The organism is Mesorhizobium sp. B2-8-3 (genome assembly GCF_006440815.1).
Taxonomy (GTDB): Bacteria; Pseudomonadota; Alphaproteobacteria; order Rhizobiales; family Rhizobiaceae; genus Mesorhizobium.
Map to the genome: position 1 here is coordinate 199319 of NZ_VFTW01000005.1, position 16039 is coordinate 215357.

A 16039-nucleotide genomic window follows, 5' to 3' on the forward strand; every position below is an offset into this window, starting at 1 on the left:
TCAAAACAAATCAGTAGGCGCCTACCGCGCAAACTTCTTCGCCCCGAACACGCAGGCCACGACGCCGAGCGTGACGACCACCATCATCGGGCTGACCTTTTCGTGCAGCAGGCTCGCCGCCAGCGCCAGGCCGAAGAAGGGTTGCAGCAGCTGCAACTGCCCGACGGCGGCGATGCCGCCTTGCGCGAGGCCGCGATACCAGAACACGAAGCCGATCAGCATGCTGAACAGCGAGACATAGGCGAGGCCGATCCAGGCGCTGGAACCGATGGCCGCAAAGGATGGCGGCAGCGTCGCGAAGCTCAACGCCAGCATGACCGGCAGCGACAGCGCCAGCGCCCAGCATATCACCTGCCAGCCGCCGAGCTTGCGCGACAGCTTGGCCCCTTCGGCATAGCCCAGCCCGCAGACGATGATGGCGCCGAGCATCAGGCCGTCGCCGACCGGCGAGGCAGTCAGGCCTTGCGACAGGGCAAAGCCCGCGACCAAAGCGCTGCCAAGGCACGACAACAGCCAGAAAGCCGGGCGCGGACGGTCGCCGCCGCGAAGCACGCCGAAGATCGCGGTCGCCAGCGGCAGCAGGCCGACAAAGATGATGGAATGCGCCGAGGTGACATGCTTCAGCGCCAGCGCCGTCAGCAACGGGAAGCCGACCACGACACCCAGCGCGACGACGACGAGCGAGATCAGGTCGCTTCGCTCCGGACGCCTCTCGCGGAACAGCAGCAGCATCGCAATCCCGAGCAGACCAGCGATTGCCGCCCTGGCCGCCGTCAGGAAGGTCGGGTCGAAATCCATCACCGCCACCCGCGTCGCCGGCAGCGACCCGCTGAAGATCAGCACCCCGATGAAGCCGCTGAGCCAGCCGTCAAAACTCTTTTCCATCATCTGCTCCGTTTGCGCTTCCGTACGAGGCAGATCATGGCGTTACCAGAGACAATGGGGTACAATTCCACAAAACTGTAATGGTATTTCGGGCAGTACGGATGACAGACCTAGTTCTTGAAAATGACGGCTCGCGCACGCTCGTCGAAAGCGTGATGGCGACGATCCGCCATCGCATCGCGGCACGCACGCTGACGCCCGGCGCGCGCCTGCCGTCGATCCGGGCTCTCGCCAAGTCCTTGCAGGTGTCGAAATCAACGGTGGTCGAAGCCTATGAGCGACTTGCGGCGGAAGGCGCGATCCGTTCGCGGCCGGGCTCGGGTTTCTACGCCGCCGGCCAGCTCGCGCCGCTGTCACTTGCCGAGATCGGTCCCAAGCTTGACCGGGCCGTCGATCCGCTCTGGGTGTCCAGGCAATCGCTCGAAGCGGGCGAGGAGATGCTGAAGCCCGGCTGCGGCTGGCTGCCCGCGTCCTGGATGCCGCAGGCCGCCTTGCGCCGGGCACTGAGGACCGCGGCCCGAGCGGACGACGTGGCGCTTGCGGACTACGGCACGCCGCTTGGCCTGCCGCCGCTTCGCCAGTTGCTGGCACGGCGCATGGCCGAGCACGGCGTCGAAGCCTCGCCCGACCAGATCATGCTGACCGATTGCGGCACCCAGTCGATCGACCTTTTGTGCCGTTTCCTGCTCGAGCCCGGCGACGCGGTGCTGGTCGACGACCCCTGCTATTTCAACTTCCACGCCCTGTTGCGCGCCCACCAGGCCAAGGTGATCGGCGTGCCGTACACACCTTCGGGTCCGGATATCGAGCTCTTCGCGCAGGCGCTCGCCGAGCACCGGCCGCGCCTCTACATCACCAATTCCGGCATCCACAATCCGACCGGCGCGATCCTGTCGCCTGTCACCGCGCATCGGCTCCTGAAACTCGCCGATCAGGCGGACCTCACCATCGTCGAGGACGATATCTTCGCCGACTTCGAGCACAGCCCGGCCCCAAGGCTCGCGGCCTTCGACGGGCTGCAGCGTGTCGTCCAGATCGGCTCCTTCTCCAAGACGCTGTCGGCCTCGGTGCGCTGCGGCTTCATCGCCGCGCCACCCGACTGGATGGAAGGCCTGACCGATCTCAAGATCGCCACGACATTCGGCGGTGCGCGGCTGTCCTCGGAACTGGTGCTGAGCCTGTTGAAGGACGGCAGCTACCGCAAACATGTCGAACAGTTGCGCACCCGCCTGTCGCGCGCCATGGCCGAGACCGCCGGCAGGCTGAAAATGATGGGCATCACGCCCTGGATCGACCAGCCTGCCGGCATGTTCCTCTGGTGCCGCCTGCCCGACGGCATCGACGCCGCCGACGTCGCCCGCCATGCGCTTTCGGACAATGTCGTGCTGGCGCCCGGCAATGCCTTCAGCCTGTCGCACACCGCCGGCCGCTTCATGCGCTTCAACGTGGCCCAGTGTGCCGACGGGCGTATTTTCACCGCCCTGGAAAGAGCGGTCGCCGCATCCCGCCGCAAAGCGGCATAAGCGCGACCGTCGGTTGCCCGAGCGGCCTTCGGCTGGTAGTGAAACCGCGAGCACGCATGCCAGCCGGCATGCGCATCGTCACCGGGACCGACGGCCATGGGATCCAGCAAGTCAGCAGACAAATAAGCCGCAACAGCGCTTCGTTGTTGCGGCAGTCTGTCCCGTCATTCCCGTGAGCAATTCCAGGAAAAGTGTAAAGCGGTTAGGCTCGGCCCTTCGCCGTAGCCTTCCGCCCGGAATTGCGTCAGAAAAGACTGAGGCAGATCGCCGCCGAATGTCACCATTTGAGCGGAACTCTCCTCATGTCTTCTCCGAACCAGCCGACATGGACCTTGTCCATGCCAGCAGCCTTGCTGCTTTTGTCTCCCTTCGACGTCCTGGCCTCCCTCGCCATGGATATCTACTTGCCCGTAGTGCCGATCATGCCGGGCGCGCTCGGCACCTCGACGGCCGTGGTGCAGCTGACGCTCAGCCTCTACATGATCTGTCTGGGGCTCGGCCAACTTGCTTTCGGACCGATCTCCGACAGGATCGGTCGGCGCCCGGTGCTGATCGGCGGCGCCCTGTCGTTCGCGGCCGCCTCCTTCCTGCTCGCCGTTACGTCGCTTGCACCGGTCTTCCTTGCCCTTCGCATCGCGCAGGCCCTGAGCGCCTCGGCCATGCTGGTCGCTGTCTTCGCCACCGTCCGCGACATCTATGCGCAAAAGTCGGAAGGCGCCGTCATCTACGGCACGCTCGGTTCGCTGCTGTCCTTCGTGCCGGCGCTGGGACCGATCGCCGGGGCTTTGATCGCCAACAGTTTCGGCTGGCGGGCGATCTTCGTCGCGCTCGGCATTCTTGCCGTGGCCGCCACGCTCAACGCCTGGCCAAGATGGCGAGAAACGCGCCCGCTGACCCATGGCCCTGCCCGGGCTGGTTTCGGGCCGATCCTGCGCAGCTTCGGCTTCTGGACCTACACGCTGGCCTTCGCCACCGCCATGGGCTCGTTCTTCGTGTTCTTTTCGACGGCGCCCAGGGTGCTCATCGGCAAGGCCGGCTTTTCCCAGATCGGCTTCAGCCTGGCCTTCGCCAGCGCGGCGCTGGTGATGATCGTCGCCACCCGCTTCGCCAAAAGCTTCGTCGCGCGCTGGGGCATCGAAGGCAGCGTCAGGCGCGGCATGGCGATGCTGCTCCTGGGTGCTGCCCTGCTGGCCATAGGACAGTTGTTCGCCGAGCCATCCTTCGCGAGCTTTGTCATGCCGATGTGGATCATCGCCATCGGCATCGTCCTCACCGCGTCGGTGACGGCCAACGGCGCGCTGGCGCCGTTCGGCGAGACCGCCGGCACGGCCGTCGCGCTCTATTTCTGCCTGCAGAGCGTGATCGTTTCCGCGGCGGGCACGCTGTTCATCATCTTCCTGGATGGCGACACGGCATGGCCGCTGGCCGGTTATTGCTCGCTGATGGCGGCGATCACGCTCGCCGCGCTCGGCGTATCGCTCAAACGAGCGGAAGCAGCCTGATCCAAGGCCACACAGGCGGAGAGGCCTCCCAATGCCAAGGCGTCTCCGCCTACCGCCGCTACGCGTATTTCTCGCCCTTGCTTGCCCGGCCTTTCCGACGAGTAGCCGGCAATTGACACGTATTTGTCTTCCGCATAGAAAGATACAGACCTGTCTCATCACCAATCACTTGCCATGACCGAACCGACCAGGACCGACAAGCGCCAGCACATCGTTGAAACCGCCTACGGGCTGTTCAAGCGCGTCGGCTTTCACGCCACCGGCATCGACCGCATCATCGCCGAAGCCGGCGTGGCCAAGATGACCATGTATCGTCACTTCCCCAGCAAGGACGATTTGATGGTCGAGGTCCTGACCTACCGTGCAGAGCGGTTCAATCGCCAGCTCGACCGCCTCGCCGAACAGGCGGCCACACCCGAGCAGAAGATCGGCACAATCTTCGACTGGTACGGGCGCTGGTTCCGCAGCGCCGATTTCCACGGTTGCCTGTTCGCGCATGCCCTGGCCGAGTTCGGCGATCCGGCGCACCCGGTGTTCCAGGCCGCCGTCAGACAAAAGAACGGCCTGAAGCGGCGCATGCGCCTGATCCTCGAAGAAACGATGCCCGCCGATGCGGCGGAAAGCGTTTCGGCCGCCCTGCTGATGCTGCTTGAAGGCGCAACGCTGATGGCGCGGATGGGCCGGCCCGACGCCGCCATTCGCGATGCCCGCAGTGCGGCAATGGCCATTCTCGCCACGCGGGAGAGACCGCAATGAGCGCGACAGTCATTAGCCTGGCATTGTTCGCCGCGATCCTGCACGCCGGCTGGAACGCGTTTCTGCGAACCGGCAGCGACAGGCTTTGGACCGTCACGGTCATGAGCTTCTCGGCAACGATCGCCGCCATTCCGTTGGCGATCTTCAATCCCCTTCCGGCGGCGTCGGCCTGGCCGTATGTCATGCTCTCGGCCTGCCTTCAGGTCGGCTACAGTCTCTTTCTGGTGGCGGCCTACCGCTACGGCGAATTGGGACAGGTCTACCCGATCGTTCGCGGCTCGGTGCCGCTTCTGGTGACGCTAGGCGGTTTCGTTCTGGCGGGCGAGCGTCTGAGCTGGCATCAGTCGCTTGGCGTCGTTCTCGCCGCGCTTGGCATCATGAGCCTTTCGCTTGGCAAAGGGCGCGCGGCAACGACATCAATCCTACATGCCCTGGCGACCGGCACGATCATCGCCGCCTATGCGACGGTCGATGCTGTCGGTGTCCGATCGGCGGGAAGTTCAGGCGCCTACACGGCTTGGGTGCTGCTGGTCTACGGCGTGCTGCTGCCGGTCACCTTCATCATCTGCCGCGGCAAGCTCACGGTTGACTTTCGTTCGCCCGATGCGCTGAAGGCGCTCGGCGGCGGGATTTTCGCCTTGGTAGCCTATGGCGCCGTGGTCGCAGCCTTCGCGCTCGGGCCGGCCGGTCCGATCACCGCCATACGCGAGACGAGCGTGGTTTTCGCGGCGCTGATCGGACGGCTGTTCCTGGGAGAGCCCCTGACGCCGAGACGTATTGCGGCTTGCGGCGTTGTCGCTCTAGGTGCGATCTGCCTCGGCTATCAAGGGTAATGCTGTTCCCGCCCCACTAAGCCCCTGCCCGCTTGCGGCGCTCGTACATCATCACCAGCGTTTCGGCCGTCAGCGCCGGCTTCTGCTCGCCTTCGATCTCGACGGTGTTGGCCGCCTTCATCAGATACTGGCCGGGACCACGGTCCTCCATGGAAAGCAGCGTGGTGCGCAGCCTGATGCGCGCGCCGGCTTTGACCGGCGCCAGGAAGCGCACCTTGTCGAAGCCGTAGTTGAAGGCGGCCTGGGTGTTCTCCGGCACGATGCCCATCTCCAGCGCCAGCGCGCCGATGATCGACAAAGTCAGGTAACCATGCGCGATCGTGGTGCGGAACGGGCTCTGCCGTTTCGCCCTTTCGGGGTCGACATGGATCCACTGATGGTCGCCCGTGCATTCGGCGAACTGGTCGATGCGCTGCTGGTCGACCGTCGTCCAGTCGGACACGCCGAGTTCCTGCCCGGACATCGTGCGCAACTGTTCGAAGGTCGGCGGCGTTCTCGGCCGTGCTTCCGTCATTCCGGCTTTCCCATCACTCTTGCCTGTCTCCCGACCATGAAGCGGCGGCCTCTGTCAATTCGCCGCCCCGCGATTTTCGCCGGTAGAGTTGATGCTTTTACGGCAAGCCGAGAACGCTCGGGCGACAGGGCCGGTTGCATCGCATGTCGGTCGATGGTGGGTCCGAAACCGCCGGATAGGCTATTTCTTTTCGTAACCGGCGCGGATCTCCGCCATCGCATCCCTGATCCGCTCGCGCAGTATCTCGACCGATTCGGTGCTGGATTTCCGCACAAGGCCAGCCACTTCGCTGGCATTCTTCAGCGTCGTCTCGAACGACCTGCGGGCAAATTCAGCCTGCTTGGTCATGAGGTCCTGCGGATTGCCGGGCGTCTGGTAATTCTGCGCCATCCGCGTGATCTCGTGCATGGCATTCTGCACCATCTCATGCTGCCTCGCCAGCACCGAGGATGCCCCTGCCGCACCCGCCCTTGCCGATTTTTCCAGGGCTTCGAGATTCTTGCGATGATGATCCAGGATCGCCTGGACATCGACATTCGGCAGCTTGAGGTCGCGGCCGAACCTGCTGAACATGTCGAGGAACGAATAGGATTCCGGTTGTTTTGCCATGCTCTGCCTCCCGTTTTGCCACGTTCGCGGCGCCCTCAAAAGCAATTCCAGGAAAAGTGTGTAACGGTTTTCCGCCCGGAATTGCTTAAGACCCAAGGCAGAATAGTGCGCCTTGGGCCGGCGTCAATTGACGAGAAACAGCCGCTCCGCCGTATAGAGCGCCAGCCCGGCAAGCCCGCCGATGATCATGCCGTTGAAGCGGATATATTGCAGGTCCTTGCCGATGTTCGTCTCGATCAGCCGCGTCAGCTGCGCCAGGTCCCAGCGCTTGACCTGGTCGGCGATGAATTTCGACACGCCGCTCTTCTGGCTTTCCACGAACGAAGCCAGCGCCACGACAAAACCCTGGTTCATGTCGGCCCTGATCTGGGCGTCGTCGGCCAGATGCCTGCCGACCTCGACGAACATGTTGGCGAGGTGCGCGCGGATCGTCGAATTCGGAGCATTGATGTCCTGCTCGATGAACAGGCGCAGGCTTGTCCACGCATCGCCGGCCAGCGCCCTCACCTCCGGACGGCCGAGAAAATCGCGCTTCAGCTTCTCGGCGCGCCTTGCATATTGTTTCGAGGTCCTGAGCCGCTCGATGAAGCTGAGCGCGAAGCGGTCGAATTCGGCGCGCATCGGGTGATCTGGATCGGCCCGCACCTCATCGAGCAGTGAGCCCGCCGACGCGACGATCTTCTTCAAGAGATAGGCATCGGCGCGAAATAGGTTGAACAGCGATGGCAACTCCTCGCGGATCTTTTCGCGCATCGTCTCGAGCGCCTGCTCGTCGTTGAGGAAACGCCCGATCACCCTGGTGAACTCGTCGAACAGCTTCTGGTGCCGGCGATCGTCGGTCAGCGCCGACAAAAGATCGGCCGCGAGCGGCGCCAGCGGCACCTTTTCGATCTGCTCCAGCATGCGGCTGGTGACGAAGTCGCGCAGGCCGGATTGCTCCACCGCCGTCAATGTCTGCGGCACCAGCCGGGCGACGAATCGCGACAGGCCGGCTGCACGCTCGGCATCGGCCAGCCAGTCGGCGACCAGGGCGGCGAAGTCGACCTCGGCGAGCTTTTCGCGCACCGGCTCCGGCGCCAGGAAATTGGCCTCGATGAAGCGGCCGAGATTGTCGGCGATCCGGTGCTGGTTCTCCGGAATGATGGCCGTATGCGGGATCGGCAGCCCGAGCGGCCGTCTGAACAGCGCCACCACGGCATACCAGTCGGCGAGCCCGCCGATCGTCGCCGCCTCGGCGAAGGCCGCGACGAAGCCGAGCCACGGATGTCTGCCCTCGAAGGACTTGGCGAGCGCAAAGGCGAGGATGCACGGCGCGAGCGCCGCGGCAGCGATGAACTTGGTCCGCCGCAACGCCGAGAGCTTCGCCTTGGCATCGGCGTCGAATCGAACCGGCGCGAAAGCCGGAGCTGACTGTGACATGGAAAGGCCGTTTCCTGTTTGCACCCGCATCTATCTAGTGGCTGCGCCGCCAAAACGCTCGCTCGAAGCGCAGGAGCGATATCCGGCGACTATCCGCGCCGGCTTGCACAAAAAGTTGACACGATTATTCAGCTATGTACCGGTCCAGTCTGGAATTGTTCCAAACTATGGGCCATATTCGGCTCAAGCTAATATTTCGCGAGGATACCATGCGGCTCACGCGCCAGACCAACTATGCGATGCGCATCCTGATGTATTGTGCCGCAAACACCGACAGGCTGAGCCGCATCCCCGAGATCGCCGCCGCTTATTCGGTGTCGGAACTATTCCTGTTCAAGATCCTGCAGCCGCTGGTCGAGGCCCGCTTGGTCGAAACCGTGCGCGGCAGGAATGGCGGTGTGCGGCTCGGCCGTCCGGCCGAACAGATCAACCTGTTCGATGTCGTGCGCGTCACCGAAGAGAGCTTCGCCATGGCCGAGTGCTTCGAGAACGACGCCGCCGAATGCCCGCTGGTCGACAGCTGCGCCCTGAATTCGGCGCTGCGCGAAGCGCTCAACGCCTTCTTCGCCGTGCTTTCCCGCTACACGATCGCAGATCTCGTCGCGGCGCGCCCGAATGTGCGCAGCCTGCTCGGCATCGACCTTCTGGAGCAGCGCGCGCCTGCTGCGTGATCAAGACCTGCGACCTGTTTCTCGAAGGCCACCGCCCACGGCTTCCCGGGTGTGGCGCCACCCTCGACTTCGTCATTCTAGGGCGGAGCAAGGAGCGCAGCGACGCAGCGCAGACCCTAGAATCCATTCCGTGACGTGCGAGCGCCGCAGCGATGCAGAACTGGCGGCGTAGGCGCCAGCGCTCCTTCTGGACCGCTGCTTTCTTCGGTTGATGTCACGGAATGGATCCTCGGGTCTGCGCTGCGTCGCTACGCTCCTTGCTCCGCCCGTAGATGACGAAGTTTGCCGCCAAGCCTACGCCGCCGACTGCGGCAATACGAACGGAATGCTTCCCGCAGGCAATATGCCGACCTTGAGCCGGCAGTCGAACACCTTCTCGATCAGTTCGTCATTGAGCACATCCGTCGGCGAGCCGGCGGCGGCCAGCTGGCCATGGGAGAGCACGAAAATGCGGTCGGCATACATGGCCGTCAGGTTGAGGTCGTGCAGGATCGCCACCACGCCGCCGCCGCGCCGGGCGAAGTCGCGGGCAATGTTCATGATGATGAGCTGGTGCTTGACGTCGAGGCTGGAGACAGGCTCGTCGAGGAAGAGATAGCGCGGCCTGCCCTCGAGCACCGGCGCCCAGACCTGGCAGAGCACACGGGCAAGCTGCACGCGCTGCTGCTCGCCGCCGGAAAGCTCCTGGTAGAAGCGGCCGGCAAAACCGTCGAGGTCGACGCGCGCCAGCGCCCGCTCCGGCAAACGCGCATCCTCGCCGGGCAGCACGCCGGAGCGCCCGCCGATGAGGCCAAGGCGAACGATCTCGCGCACGGTGAACGGGAAGGACAGCGTCGTGGCCTGTGGCAGCACGGCGCGCAGCGTGGCTGCCTCGACCGGCTTCATGGCCGACAGGTCGCGGCCGTTGAGCGTGACGGTGCCGGTATAGGCGAGCTCGCCGGTCAGCGCCTTGAGCAAGGTCGTCTTGCCGGACCCGTTCGGGCCGACGATGGCCGAGACCTCGCCGGGCCGTGCGGCGAAATCGACATGCGAGACGATGCGCTTGCCGCCGATCGCCACCGAGATGTCGCGCGCTTCGATCATGGCAAGCTCACAAATCGATGACGCCGCGCTTGCGCAGCAGGATCCACAGGAAGAACGGCGCGCCGGCAACCGCCGTGACGATGCCGATCGGCAGTTCGGCCGGCGCGACGATGGTGCGCGGGACCGCGTCGGCGATGAGAAGCAGCGAGGCGCCGAGCAGGGCGGAAGCCGGCAGCAAATAGCGGTTGTCCGGGCCGATCGCCAGCCGCAGGACATGCGGTACGACGATGCCGATGAAGCCGATGCCGCCGCTGACCGCGACCGAAGCGCCGACCGCCGCCGACACCGCGACGATGGCCGTGTATTTCAGCCGCTGCACCGAAATGCCGAGATGGCTCGCGGTCGCTTCACCCAGCGCCAGCGCGTTGAGGCCGCGCGACAGGAACGGCATCGCGGCCAGCGCCAGCACGATCACCGGCCCCACGGTGCCGATCTTCGGCCATGTCGCGCCGGCAAGCGAGCCGAGCTGCCAGAAAGTCAGGTCGCGCAGTTGCCGGTCGTCGGCCATGAAGATGAGGATGCCGGTGAGCGCCATGGCAAGGGCGCTGATGGCGATGCCGGCAAGCAGCATCGTGGCGACCGACGTCCGCCCCTGGCGCGTGGCGATGGCATAGAGCAGCAACGTCACCGCCAGCCCGCCGAAGAAGGCCGCGAGCGGCAGCGCGAGCGTGCCGAATGCAAGCGTGACGGGCGCAAGCCACGTGGTGCCGAGCACGATGATCGCCACCGCGCCGAGGCTGGAGCCGGCGGAAACGCCGATCAGGCCGGGATCGGCAAGCGGATTGCGGAACAGCCCCTGCATCACCGCGCCGCAGACGGCGAGCGCGGCGCCGATCAGCGCGCCGAGCAGCACGCGCGGCATGCGGATGTCGTAGACGATCAACTGGTCGCGCGCGGCCAGCGCCGCGTCGGCGGGCATGGCGCCCGTAAACCAGTCGTGGATGACGCGGACGGCGGAGGCGTCGGAGGCGCCTGACGTCAGCGACAGGAACACGCAGAGCGCGAGCGCCAGGCACAAGAGCAGGATGACAAGCCTTGCCCGGGCCGAGCGGTCGCCATCGGCCGCCATCACCCTGACCGCGCCGGCAATGGACTGTCCGGCCATCGCCGCTCAGTCCGTGACCTGGTTGCCATAGAGCGAGACGGCAAGATCATGGATGGCTTCGGCCGTGCGCGGGCCGAAGCCGAGCAGGTAGCCGCCCCACATGCTGATCATCTTGCGGCTCGTGCCCGCCGGTGTCGAAGCGACGGCCGGGTTGGCGAACAGCTCCTCTTCCGAGATCGGCGGTCCGCCGCCCTTCATCGTCAGGATGACATCCGGCCTGGCGCTGACGATCGCCTCGTCGGTCATCCCTTTGTAGCCGGAAAAGCCCTCGACCGCGTTGACCGCGCCGGCAAGCTTGATGATGCCGTCGGCCGCCGTGTCGCTGCCCGCGGCAAGGATCTTGCCGCCTTGCGTCGACAGCACGAACAGCACGCGCTTGCGATCCTTGATCGCAGCCGTCTGCTTTTCCGCCGCCCTCAGCTTCGCGTCCGTCTCCGCGGCGAGCTTCTCCGCCTTCGCCTCGACCCCCAGCGCCTTGCCGACGATGTGGATCTTTTCGAGAATGCCCTCATGATTGTAGTGGTCCGGCACCTCGATGAAGGGCACGCTCGACTTCTTCAGCACGTCGACCGCTTCTTTCGGACCGCTGCCGTGCAGCGCCAGGATTCCGGTCGGATTGACCGACAGGACACCCTCGGGCGAGAGCGCGCGCATGTAACCGACATCCGGCAGCTTCACCGCCGCCTCGGGATAGTTGCTGGTCGAATCGCGAGCCACGAGACGGCCTTCCTCGCCGAGCGCGTAGACGATCTCGGTGATCGAGCCGCCTATGGAGGCGATCCGCGAGGTGTCCGAAAAGACGGCCACCCCCTCGTTAGCGCCAGCCGGCGGCGCGGTGAACGCAAGCAGCACACCGAGCATCGGCGCAAGCGCCGCGCGGAAACTGAGAACAAAGCGCATTGGGTGCTACCTCATGCAGCGGTCGGATTGGGGATGCGGGGCAGGTTCTCGGCCAGGAGGCGCCAGTCTTCCCGCTCGCCTTCGCCTTCATGACGCTTGCCGAAGAACTGGATGATCATGTCGCCATTGGCGTCATAGGCCTCCACCGACGTGACATGACCGTCCTTGGTGGGCTTGCGCACCGCCCAGACCTCGTGGATGTGGTCGGTCCTCAGGTGCAGATGGAAGGTTTCGTCGAGCACGTTGATCCACGGCCCCATCGGCTTGACCGACTTGATCGGACCGGAATGAATCTGGATGCAGCCGCGGTTGCCCACGAAGCACATGATGGGCATCTCGCCTGCCGCCGCGTGATGGAACATGGCGCTCACCGCGTCGTTGTCGAGCAGCCAGGCATAGTCCTGGCCCACCATGCGCACCGCCTCGCGGCGGCTGAGCTTCAGCGTCTTCAGCATGCCGAAGAACTGATGCACGTCGGTGAGCCGGCTCCAGCGGTCGCGCAGATCGTCGATCGAGGCGACCGAACCCTGCCCCTCACCCTCTCCTTCCGCCGCGCTTGGGTGGATCGCGACGGTCGGCTCCTGGTTCGACGATTCGAGGCTCGCCACCAATTTCTGGTAGGCATCGAGATTGGATGCGGGCTTCAGATGCACCTTGTGCACCGCCTCGCCCGCCGCATCGAAGAACTGCAGGCTCCGGCGGATTTCGCCGCCGTCGCGTTTCTCCATGGCAAAACCATGCGCCCAGACCTTCGGGAAGATGCGCAGGTCGATGTTTTCGCCGAGCACCATGGCGTTGTGGTTGCCGGTGACGACCTTGTCGTAGACGCCGATCTTTTCATGCACGGCGCTTTCGTTGCGGGTCAGCGCCATCACCTCGCCGACCGCCTCGAGGCCGGTCAGCAGATCGTTGACGCGCGGCTCGACGCGGACAGCGCCGACGCCGCACTGCGCCGCGACCAGCTCCGCTTCCGAAATGCCCAATTGCGCCGAAAGATCGCGCTCCCGCATTTTCGGATTTTCTTCTCGCGCCCGCCGGATTTCCTCCGGCGACGGCTTAACGCGCTGGTCCATGACTTCCACCTGCAATGTCTTCCACCTGTGATGCCTGATCTGTGCTCGCCTGCCCCACCGCCGATCCTCACTTGTTGAGGATCAGCTTGCCCTGGCGGGTGATCTTCAGGCGGTAAAGCGCGCCGTGATGCTCGATGCCGATCTCGTGCTCACCCTGGAACAGCGTGTTGCTGGACAGCGTCCTCACCGCCAACGGCACCCTTTCGTAACGCATCTGCGTGTCCTCCGGGCGGCGGACGCGATAGCGAAAATCGTTGGGATTGTGCGTGTTCATCGGGTCGGTCCTTTTCTCTGACGGCCACCTTGGCCGCAGCCTCGTAAAATGCCGATTAAATTCTTGACTAGAATAATCATGTTTACTAGTCAGTGCATTACCGGACTAAATGAGTCAACATTTAAGACGCCGGACGTGATCAAAAATGCGAGCGAGCCACTGGCCAGCCAGCTGTGAGCCTGAATCTGGAGTTGGGGCATGGGGTTGGTGACTTGGGGACGGACGGGCCTGGCGGGCGACAGCGCGGGCCCGGGCTTCCGATCGTTGGCGCGGGCGGTGGCGATATTGATGGCCGGTTCGGCGGCGATCGCGCTTGGCGCGCCCGCCGCCAAAGCGCAGCAGGCCGCGCAGCCGGCGGCCGACCAGCAGCAGGCCGATCAGGAAAAGAAGGCTGATGAAAAGGCCGCGGCCGAAGGAACCCTGCTCGATAAGATCCTCGTCATAAGCCGCACGGGCGAAACGGCGATCCAGTCGCTGGCCTCGGCCAGCCATGTCGACCAGGAGCAGCTCGATCGCCGCATGGCGACCACGCCGAACGAAATGCTGCTCGGCGTGCCCGGCGTCGCCGTGCAGGCCGACGCGCGCCGCGTCAGTTCCAGCATCAACATCCGCGGCCTGCAGGATTTCGGCCGCGTCGCGGTCATCGTCGACGGCGCCCGGCAGGACTTCCAGCGCTCGGACCACGGCACGCAGTCGACCTTCTATGTCGATCCCGAGCTGATCAAGTCGGTCGACGTCGTCCGCGGCCCGGTCGCCAACACCTATGGCTCCGGCGCCATCGGCGGCGTCGTCTTCTTCGACACCAAAGACGCCGAGGATTTCCTCAAGCCTGAGGAGACATGGGCCGGATCATTGACCGGGCGCTATGAAAGCAACGGCAAGGGCTGGACCACCAGCGCCACCGGCGCCTACCGGATCAACGACAACTGGGACGTTCTGGGCAACATCGTCTACCGCGACTATGACGACTACAAAAACGGCGGCGGCAGCACCGTTGCCGGCACAGGGTTCGACGTGCTGAGCGGCCTGCTCAAGACCACCATCCGCCCGACCGAGAACAGCGAACTGAAGCTAGGCTGGGTCGGCTCCAAGGACGGCTGGACGGAAACCAGCGGCGGCGTGCCGGCCAATGACGTCGATCTGAAGTCGAACACCTTCACGGCCCGCTACAACATCACCGACGATGCCAAGAGCTGGCTCGACCTCCACATCAATGCTTCCTACAACAAGACAGTTCTCGACCTGACCACGCTCACCGCGCAGAATCGCTTCGACCCGACCACCGGCCTGCCCGTGGTGCTGCCGGCCGGCTCGCTATCCACTTTCGACGTCGGCACGACCGGCATCGACATCTGGAACACGTCGCGCTTCGAGACGGCGAGCGTCGCCCACGAATTGACCTATGGCGGTGACTGGGTCGGCGACGATGTCGAGACCGGCGGCACGGCCGGCGGCGACAGCTTCTACACGCCGTCGGGCAAGCGCAACGTCTCCGGCGCCTATATCCAGGACAAGCTGACCTGGGAGTGGCTCGAGGTCATTGGCGGCCTGCGCTACGACAATTACAGCCTGAAGGACGACACGAATGAGACCTCCGGCGACCGGGTATCGCCGCGCATCACCATCGGCGTCTCGCCCTTTGAAAGCGCCGGCCTGGCCGGCCTGCAATTCTACGGCACCTACGCGGAAGGCTATCGCTCGCCCTCGCTGACCGAGACGCTGATCCGCGGCAACCATCCGGCCGGCGTCAGCTTCCCGTTCCTGCCCAACCCGAACCTGAAACCTGAGACCGGCAAGACCGTCGAGTTCGGCGTCAACTACAAGCAGAACGATATCATCGAGGGCGGCGACGCGCTGCGGCTCAAGGCTGCCTACTTCAACAACAATGTCGACGACTACATCGACGGCGTGACGCTCTCACCCTTCGATCCAACCAGCGGCTGCCCGTTCGGCCCGGGCATTCCGATCTGCTTCCAGTACCAGAACTTTGCCAAGGCCAAGATCAACGGCTTCGAGCTGGAAAGCGTCTACGACGCCGGCTGGGGCTATGCCGGCCTGTCCGCCTCCATAATCAATGGCCACACCATCTCCTATGAAGGCGAGCGCGCCGACCTGGCCACCGTCCCCTCTTCCCAGGTGACGGCCCAGCTCGGCCTGCGCTTCCTCGAAGACAAGCTGACCGTCGGCGGCGAGGTGCAATACAACGGCAAGCCCAAGGGCAATCCGGTGGCCAAGGACTTCACGCTGGTCAACGCCTTCGCCAGCTACCAGGCGACGGACAATCTCAAGCTCGACTTCCACGCCGACAATCTGTTCGACGTCAAATACACCAACCCGCTCAACGGAAGCACGACCGCCGTTCTCTACGAACCCGGCGTCACGCTGAAGCTGGCGGCAACCATGCGCTTTGGAGGTTGAGGAAGACATGAAACGCTTGACGGCATCCTTTCGTCTGCTGACCTCGACGTTTGCGATGTCGCTTGCGATGGCGCCGGCGTGGGCCCAGTCGGCGCCGGCTCCGGCCCTGAACCTGGAGCTCAATGCGGCACAGCCTTCGGACAAGGGCTGCCGGCTGACCTTCGTCGTCAACAACGCGCTCGGCGCCGACCTGTCCAAGGCGGCTTTCGAGATTGCGCTGTTCAACGAGGCCGGCGCCGTCGACCGCCTCACGGTGCTCGATTTCAAGGACCTGCCGGCCGGCAAGACCAAGGTCACGCGCTTCGACCTCGCCGGCGCCGACTGCGGCAAGCTCAGCCGCGTGCTGATCAACAGCGCGACCGAATGCGCCGGCACCGGCGTCGAGCCGGCGGCCTGCATGCGCGGCCTGAAGACGTCGACCAGGATCGCCATCGCTTTCGGCGTATAGGGTGGGACTGCATCCGGCCTTCCCGC

General features: G+C 64.7%; 16 protein-coding genes. 7 read left to right on the forward strand and 9 right to left on the reverse strand.

Annotated elements, in window-relative coordinates; all coding sequences use genetic code 11:
- Nucleotides 1-21: 21 nt before the first annotated feature.
- A complete protein-coding gene (locus tag FJ418_RS10865; RefSeq protein WP_140865377.1) occupies nucleotides 22-885 on the reverse strand; it encodes a DMT family transporter in 864 nt (287 codons plus the stop codon).
- Nucleotides 886-986: 101 nt separating this feature from the next.
- Here FJ418_RS10865 and FJ418_RS10870 point away from each other — a divergent pair, with 101 nt between their 5' ends.
- The 4 genes from FJ418_RS10870 (at nucleotide 987) to FJ418_RS10885 (ending at nucleotide 5499) form a co-directional block, all read left to right on the forward strand.
- Entirely contained in the window at nucleotides 987-2408 is a 1422-nt protein-coding gene (locus tag FJ418_RS10870) for a PLP-dependent aminotransferase family protein (RefSeq protein WP_140865379.1), read from the forward strand.
- A gap of 302 nt (nucleotides 2409-2710) precedes the next feature.
- Nucleotides 2711-3910: a CmlA/FloR family chloramphenicol efflux MFS transporter gene (gene cml / locus FJ418_RS10875; RefSeq protein ID WP_140865380.1), complete on the forward strand. Its 1200-nt coding sequence runs from the start codon at nucleotides 2711-2713 to the stop codon at nucleotides 3908-3910.
- 174 nt (nucleotides 3911-4084) lie between these two features.
- A complete protein-coding gene (locus FJ418_RS10880) occupies nucleotides 4085-4666 on the forward strand; it encodes a TetR/AcrR family transcriptional regulator (RefSeq protein WP_140865382.1) in 582 nt (193 codons plus the stop codon).
- A complete protein-coding gene (locus tag FJ418_RS10885) occupies nucleotides 4663-5499 on the forward strand; it encodes an EamA family transporter (protein WP_140865384.1) in 837 nt (278 codons plus the stop codon). The genes FJ418_RS10880 and FJ418_RS10885 overlap by 4 nt, the downstream gene beginning before the upstream one ends.
- 16 nt (nucleotides 5500-5515) lie before the next feature.
- Here the strand turns inward: FJ418_RS10885 and FJ418_RS10890 are convergent, their stop codons facing one another.
- The 3 genes from FJ418_RS10890 to FJ418_RS10900 form a co-directional block, all read right to left on the reverse strand.
- Entirely contained in the window at nucleotides 5516-6013 is a 498-nt protein-coding gene (locus FJ418_RS10890; RefSeq protein ID WP_140647679.1) for a MaoC family dehydratase, read from the reverse strand.
- 180 nt (nucleotides 6014-6193) lie between these two features.
- Nucleotides 6194-6622: a TIGR01841 family phasin gene (gene phaP / locus FJ418_RS10895; protein ID WP_140710667.1), complete on the reverse strand. Its 429-nt coding sequence runs from the start codon at nucleotides 6620-6622 to the stop codon at nucleotides 6194-6196.
- 123 nt (nucleotides 6623-6745) lie between these two features.
- Complete coding sequence (locus FJ418_RS10900; RefSeq protein ID WP_140865386.1) at nucleotides 6746-8041, reverse strand: DUF445 domain-containing protein; 1296 nt, start codon at nucleotides 8039-8041, stop codon at nucleotides 6746-6748.
- Nucleotides 8042-8250: 209 nt separating this feature from the next.
- Between FJ418_RS10900 and rirA the strand changes: the two genes are divergently transcribed.
- The gene (gene rirA, locus FJ418_RS10905; RefSeq protein WP_140647676.1) at nucleotides 8251-8712 is read left to right on the forward strand and encodes an iron-responsive transcriptional regulator RirA; all 462 of its coding nucleotides are present in this window, start codon (nucleotides 8251-8253) and stop codon (nucleotides 8710-8712) included.
- A gap of 294 nt (nucleotides 8713-9006) precedes the next feature.
- Here rirA and FJ418_RS10910 read toward each other — a convergent pair whose 3' ends face one another.
- The 5 genes from FJ418_RS10910 to hemP all read right to left on the reverse strand — a co-directional run bounded on the left by FJ418_RS10910 (nucleotide 9007) and on the right by hemP (nucleotide 13147).
- Complete coding sequence (locus FJ418_RS10910; protein ID WP_140865388.1) at nucleotides 9007-9795, reverse strand: heme ABC transporter ATP-binding protein; 789 nt, start codon at nucleotides 9793-9795, stop codon at nucleotides 9007-9009.
- A gap of 7 nt (nucleotides 9796-9802) precedes the next feature.
- Nucleotides 9803-10900 (reverse strand): iron ABC transporter permease, encoded by a 1098-nt coding sequence (locus FJ418_RS10915; protein WP_140865390.1) that lies wholly within the window; start codon nucleotides 10898-10900, stop codon nucleotides 9803-9805.
- A gap of 6 nt (nucleotides 10901-10906) precedes the next feature.
- The gene (locus tag FJ418_RS10920) at nucleotides 10907-11800 is read right to left on the reverse strand and encodes a hemin ABC transporter substrate-binding protein (protein WP_140856283.1); all 894 of its coding nucleotides are present in this window, start codon (nucleotides 11798-11800) and stop codon (nucleotides 10907-10909) included.
- Between the two features lie 11 nt (nucleotides 11801-11811).
- On the reverse strand, nucleotides 11812-12873 hold the full coding sequence (locus FJ418_RS10925) for a hemin-degrading factor (RefSeq protein WP_140865392.1): 1062 nt from the start codon (nucleotides 12871-12873) through the stop codon (nucleotides 11812-11814).
- 67 nt (nucleotides 12874-12940) lie between these two features.
- Nucleotides 12941-13147 (reverse strand): hemin uptake protein HemP, encoded by a 207-nt coding sequence (gene hemP / locus FJ418_RS10930; protein ID WP_040981784.1) that lies wholly within the window; start codon nucleotides 13145-13147, stop codon nucleotides 12941-12943.
- A 288-nt stretch (nucleotides 13148-13435) separates the two neighbouring features.
- Here hemP and FJ418_RS10935 point away from each other — a divergent pair, with 288 nt between their 5' ends.
- A complete protein-coding gene (locus FJ418_RS10935) occupies nucleotides 13436-15565 on the forward strand; it encodes a TonB-dependent hemoglobin/transferrin/lactoferrin family receptor (protein ID WP_140865571.1) in 2130 nt (709 codons plus the stop codon).
- A gap of 7 nt (nucleotides 15566-15572) precedes the next feature.
- Nucleotides 15573-16013 carry a hypothetical protein gene (locus FJ418_RS10940; RefSeq protein ID WP_140865394.1) on the forward strand — a complete coding sequence of 147 codons (441 nt, stop codon included), beginning with the start codon at nucleotides 15573-15575 and terminating at the stop codon, nucleotides 16011-16013.
- Nucleotides 16014-16039 lie beyond the last annotated feature (26 nt).

Excerpts from the sequence above, each read along its gene's own strand:
- FJ418_RS10865 (WP_140865377.1), bottom strand. The coding sequence starts at position 885 with ATGGAAAAGAGTTTTGACGGCTGGCTCAGCGGCTTCATCGGGGTGCTG.
- FJ418_RS10870 (WP_140865379.1), top strand. The coding sequence starts at position 987 with ATGACAGACCTAGTTCTTGAAAATGACGGCTCGCGCACGCTCGTCGAA.
- cml (WP_140865380.1), top strand. The coding sequence starts at position 2,711 with ATGTCTTCTCCGAACCAGCCGACATGGACCTTGTCCATGCCAGCAGCC.
- FJ418_RS10880 (WP_140865382.1), top strand. The coding sequence starts at position 4,085 with ATGACCGAACCGACCAGGACCGACAAGCGCCAGCACATCGTTGAAACC.
- FJ418_RS10885 (WP_140865384.1), top strand. The coding sequence starts at position 4,663 with ATGAGCGCGACAGTCATTAGCCTGGCATTGTTCGCCGCGATCCTGCAC.
- FJ418_RS10890 (WP_140647679.1), bottom strand. The coding sequence starts at position 6,013 with ATGACGGAAGCACGGCCGAGAACGCCGCCGACCTTCGAACAGTTGCGC.
- phaP (WP_140710667.1), bottom strand. The coding sequence starts at position 6,622 with ATGGCAAAACAACCGGAATCCTATTCGTTCCTCGACATGTTCAGCAGG.
- FJ418_RS10900 (WP_140865386.1), bottom strand. The coding sequence starts at position 8,041 with ATGTCACAGTCAGCTCCGGCTTTCGCGCCGGTTCGATTCGACGCCGAT.
- rirA (WP_140647676.1), top strand. The coding sequence starts at position 8,251 with ATGCGGCTCACGCGCCAGACCAACTATGCGATGCGCATCCTGATGTAT.
- FJ418_RS10910 (WP_140865388.1), bottom strand. The coding sequence starts at position 9,795 with ATGATCGAAGCGCGCGACATCTCGGTGGCGATCGGCGGCAAGCGCATC.
- FJ418_RS10915 (WP_140865390.1), bottom strand. The coding sequence starts at position 10,900 with ATGGCCGGACAGTCCATTGCCGGCGCGGTCAGGGTGATGGCGGCCGAT.
- FJ418_RS10920 (WP_140856283.1), bottom strand. The coding sequence starts at position 11,800 with ATGCGCTTTGTTCTCAGTTTCCGCGCGGCGCTTGCGCCGATGCTCGGT.
- FJ418_RS10925 (WP_140865392.1), bottom strand. The coding sequence starts at position 12,873 with ATGGACCAGCGCGTTAAGCCGTCGCCGGAGGAAATCCGGCGGGCGCGA.
- hemP (WP_040981784.1), bottom strand. The coding sequence starts at position 13,147 with ATGAACACGCACAATCCCAACGATTTTCGCTATCGCGTCCGCCGCCCG.
- FJ418_RS10935 (WP_140865571.1), top strand. The coding sequence starts at position 13,436 with ATGGCCGGTTCGGCGGCGATCGCGCTTGGCGCGCCCGCCGCCAAAGCG.
- FJ418_RS10940 (WP_140865394.1), top strand. The coding sequence starts at position 15,573 with ATGAAACGCTTGACGGCATCCTTTCGTCTGCTGACCTCGACGTTTGCG.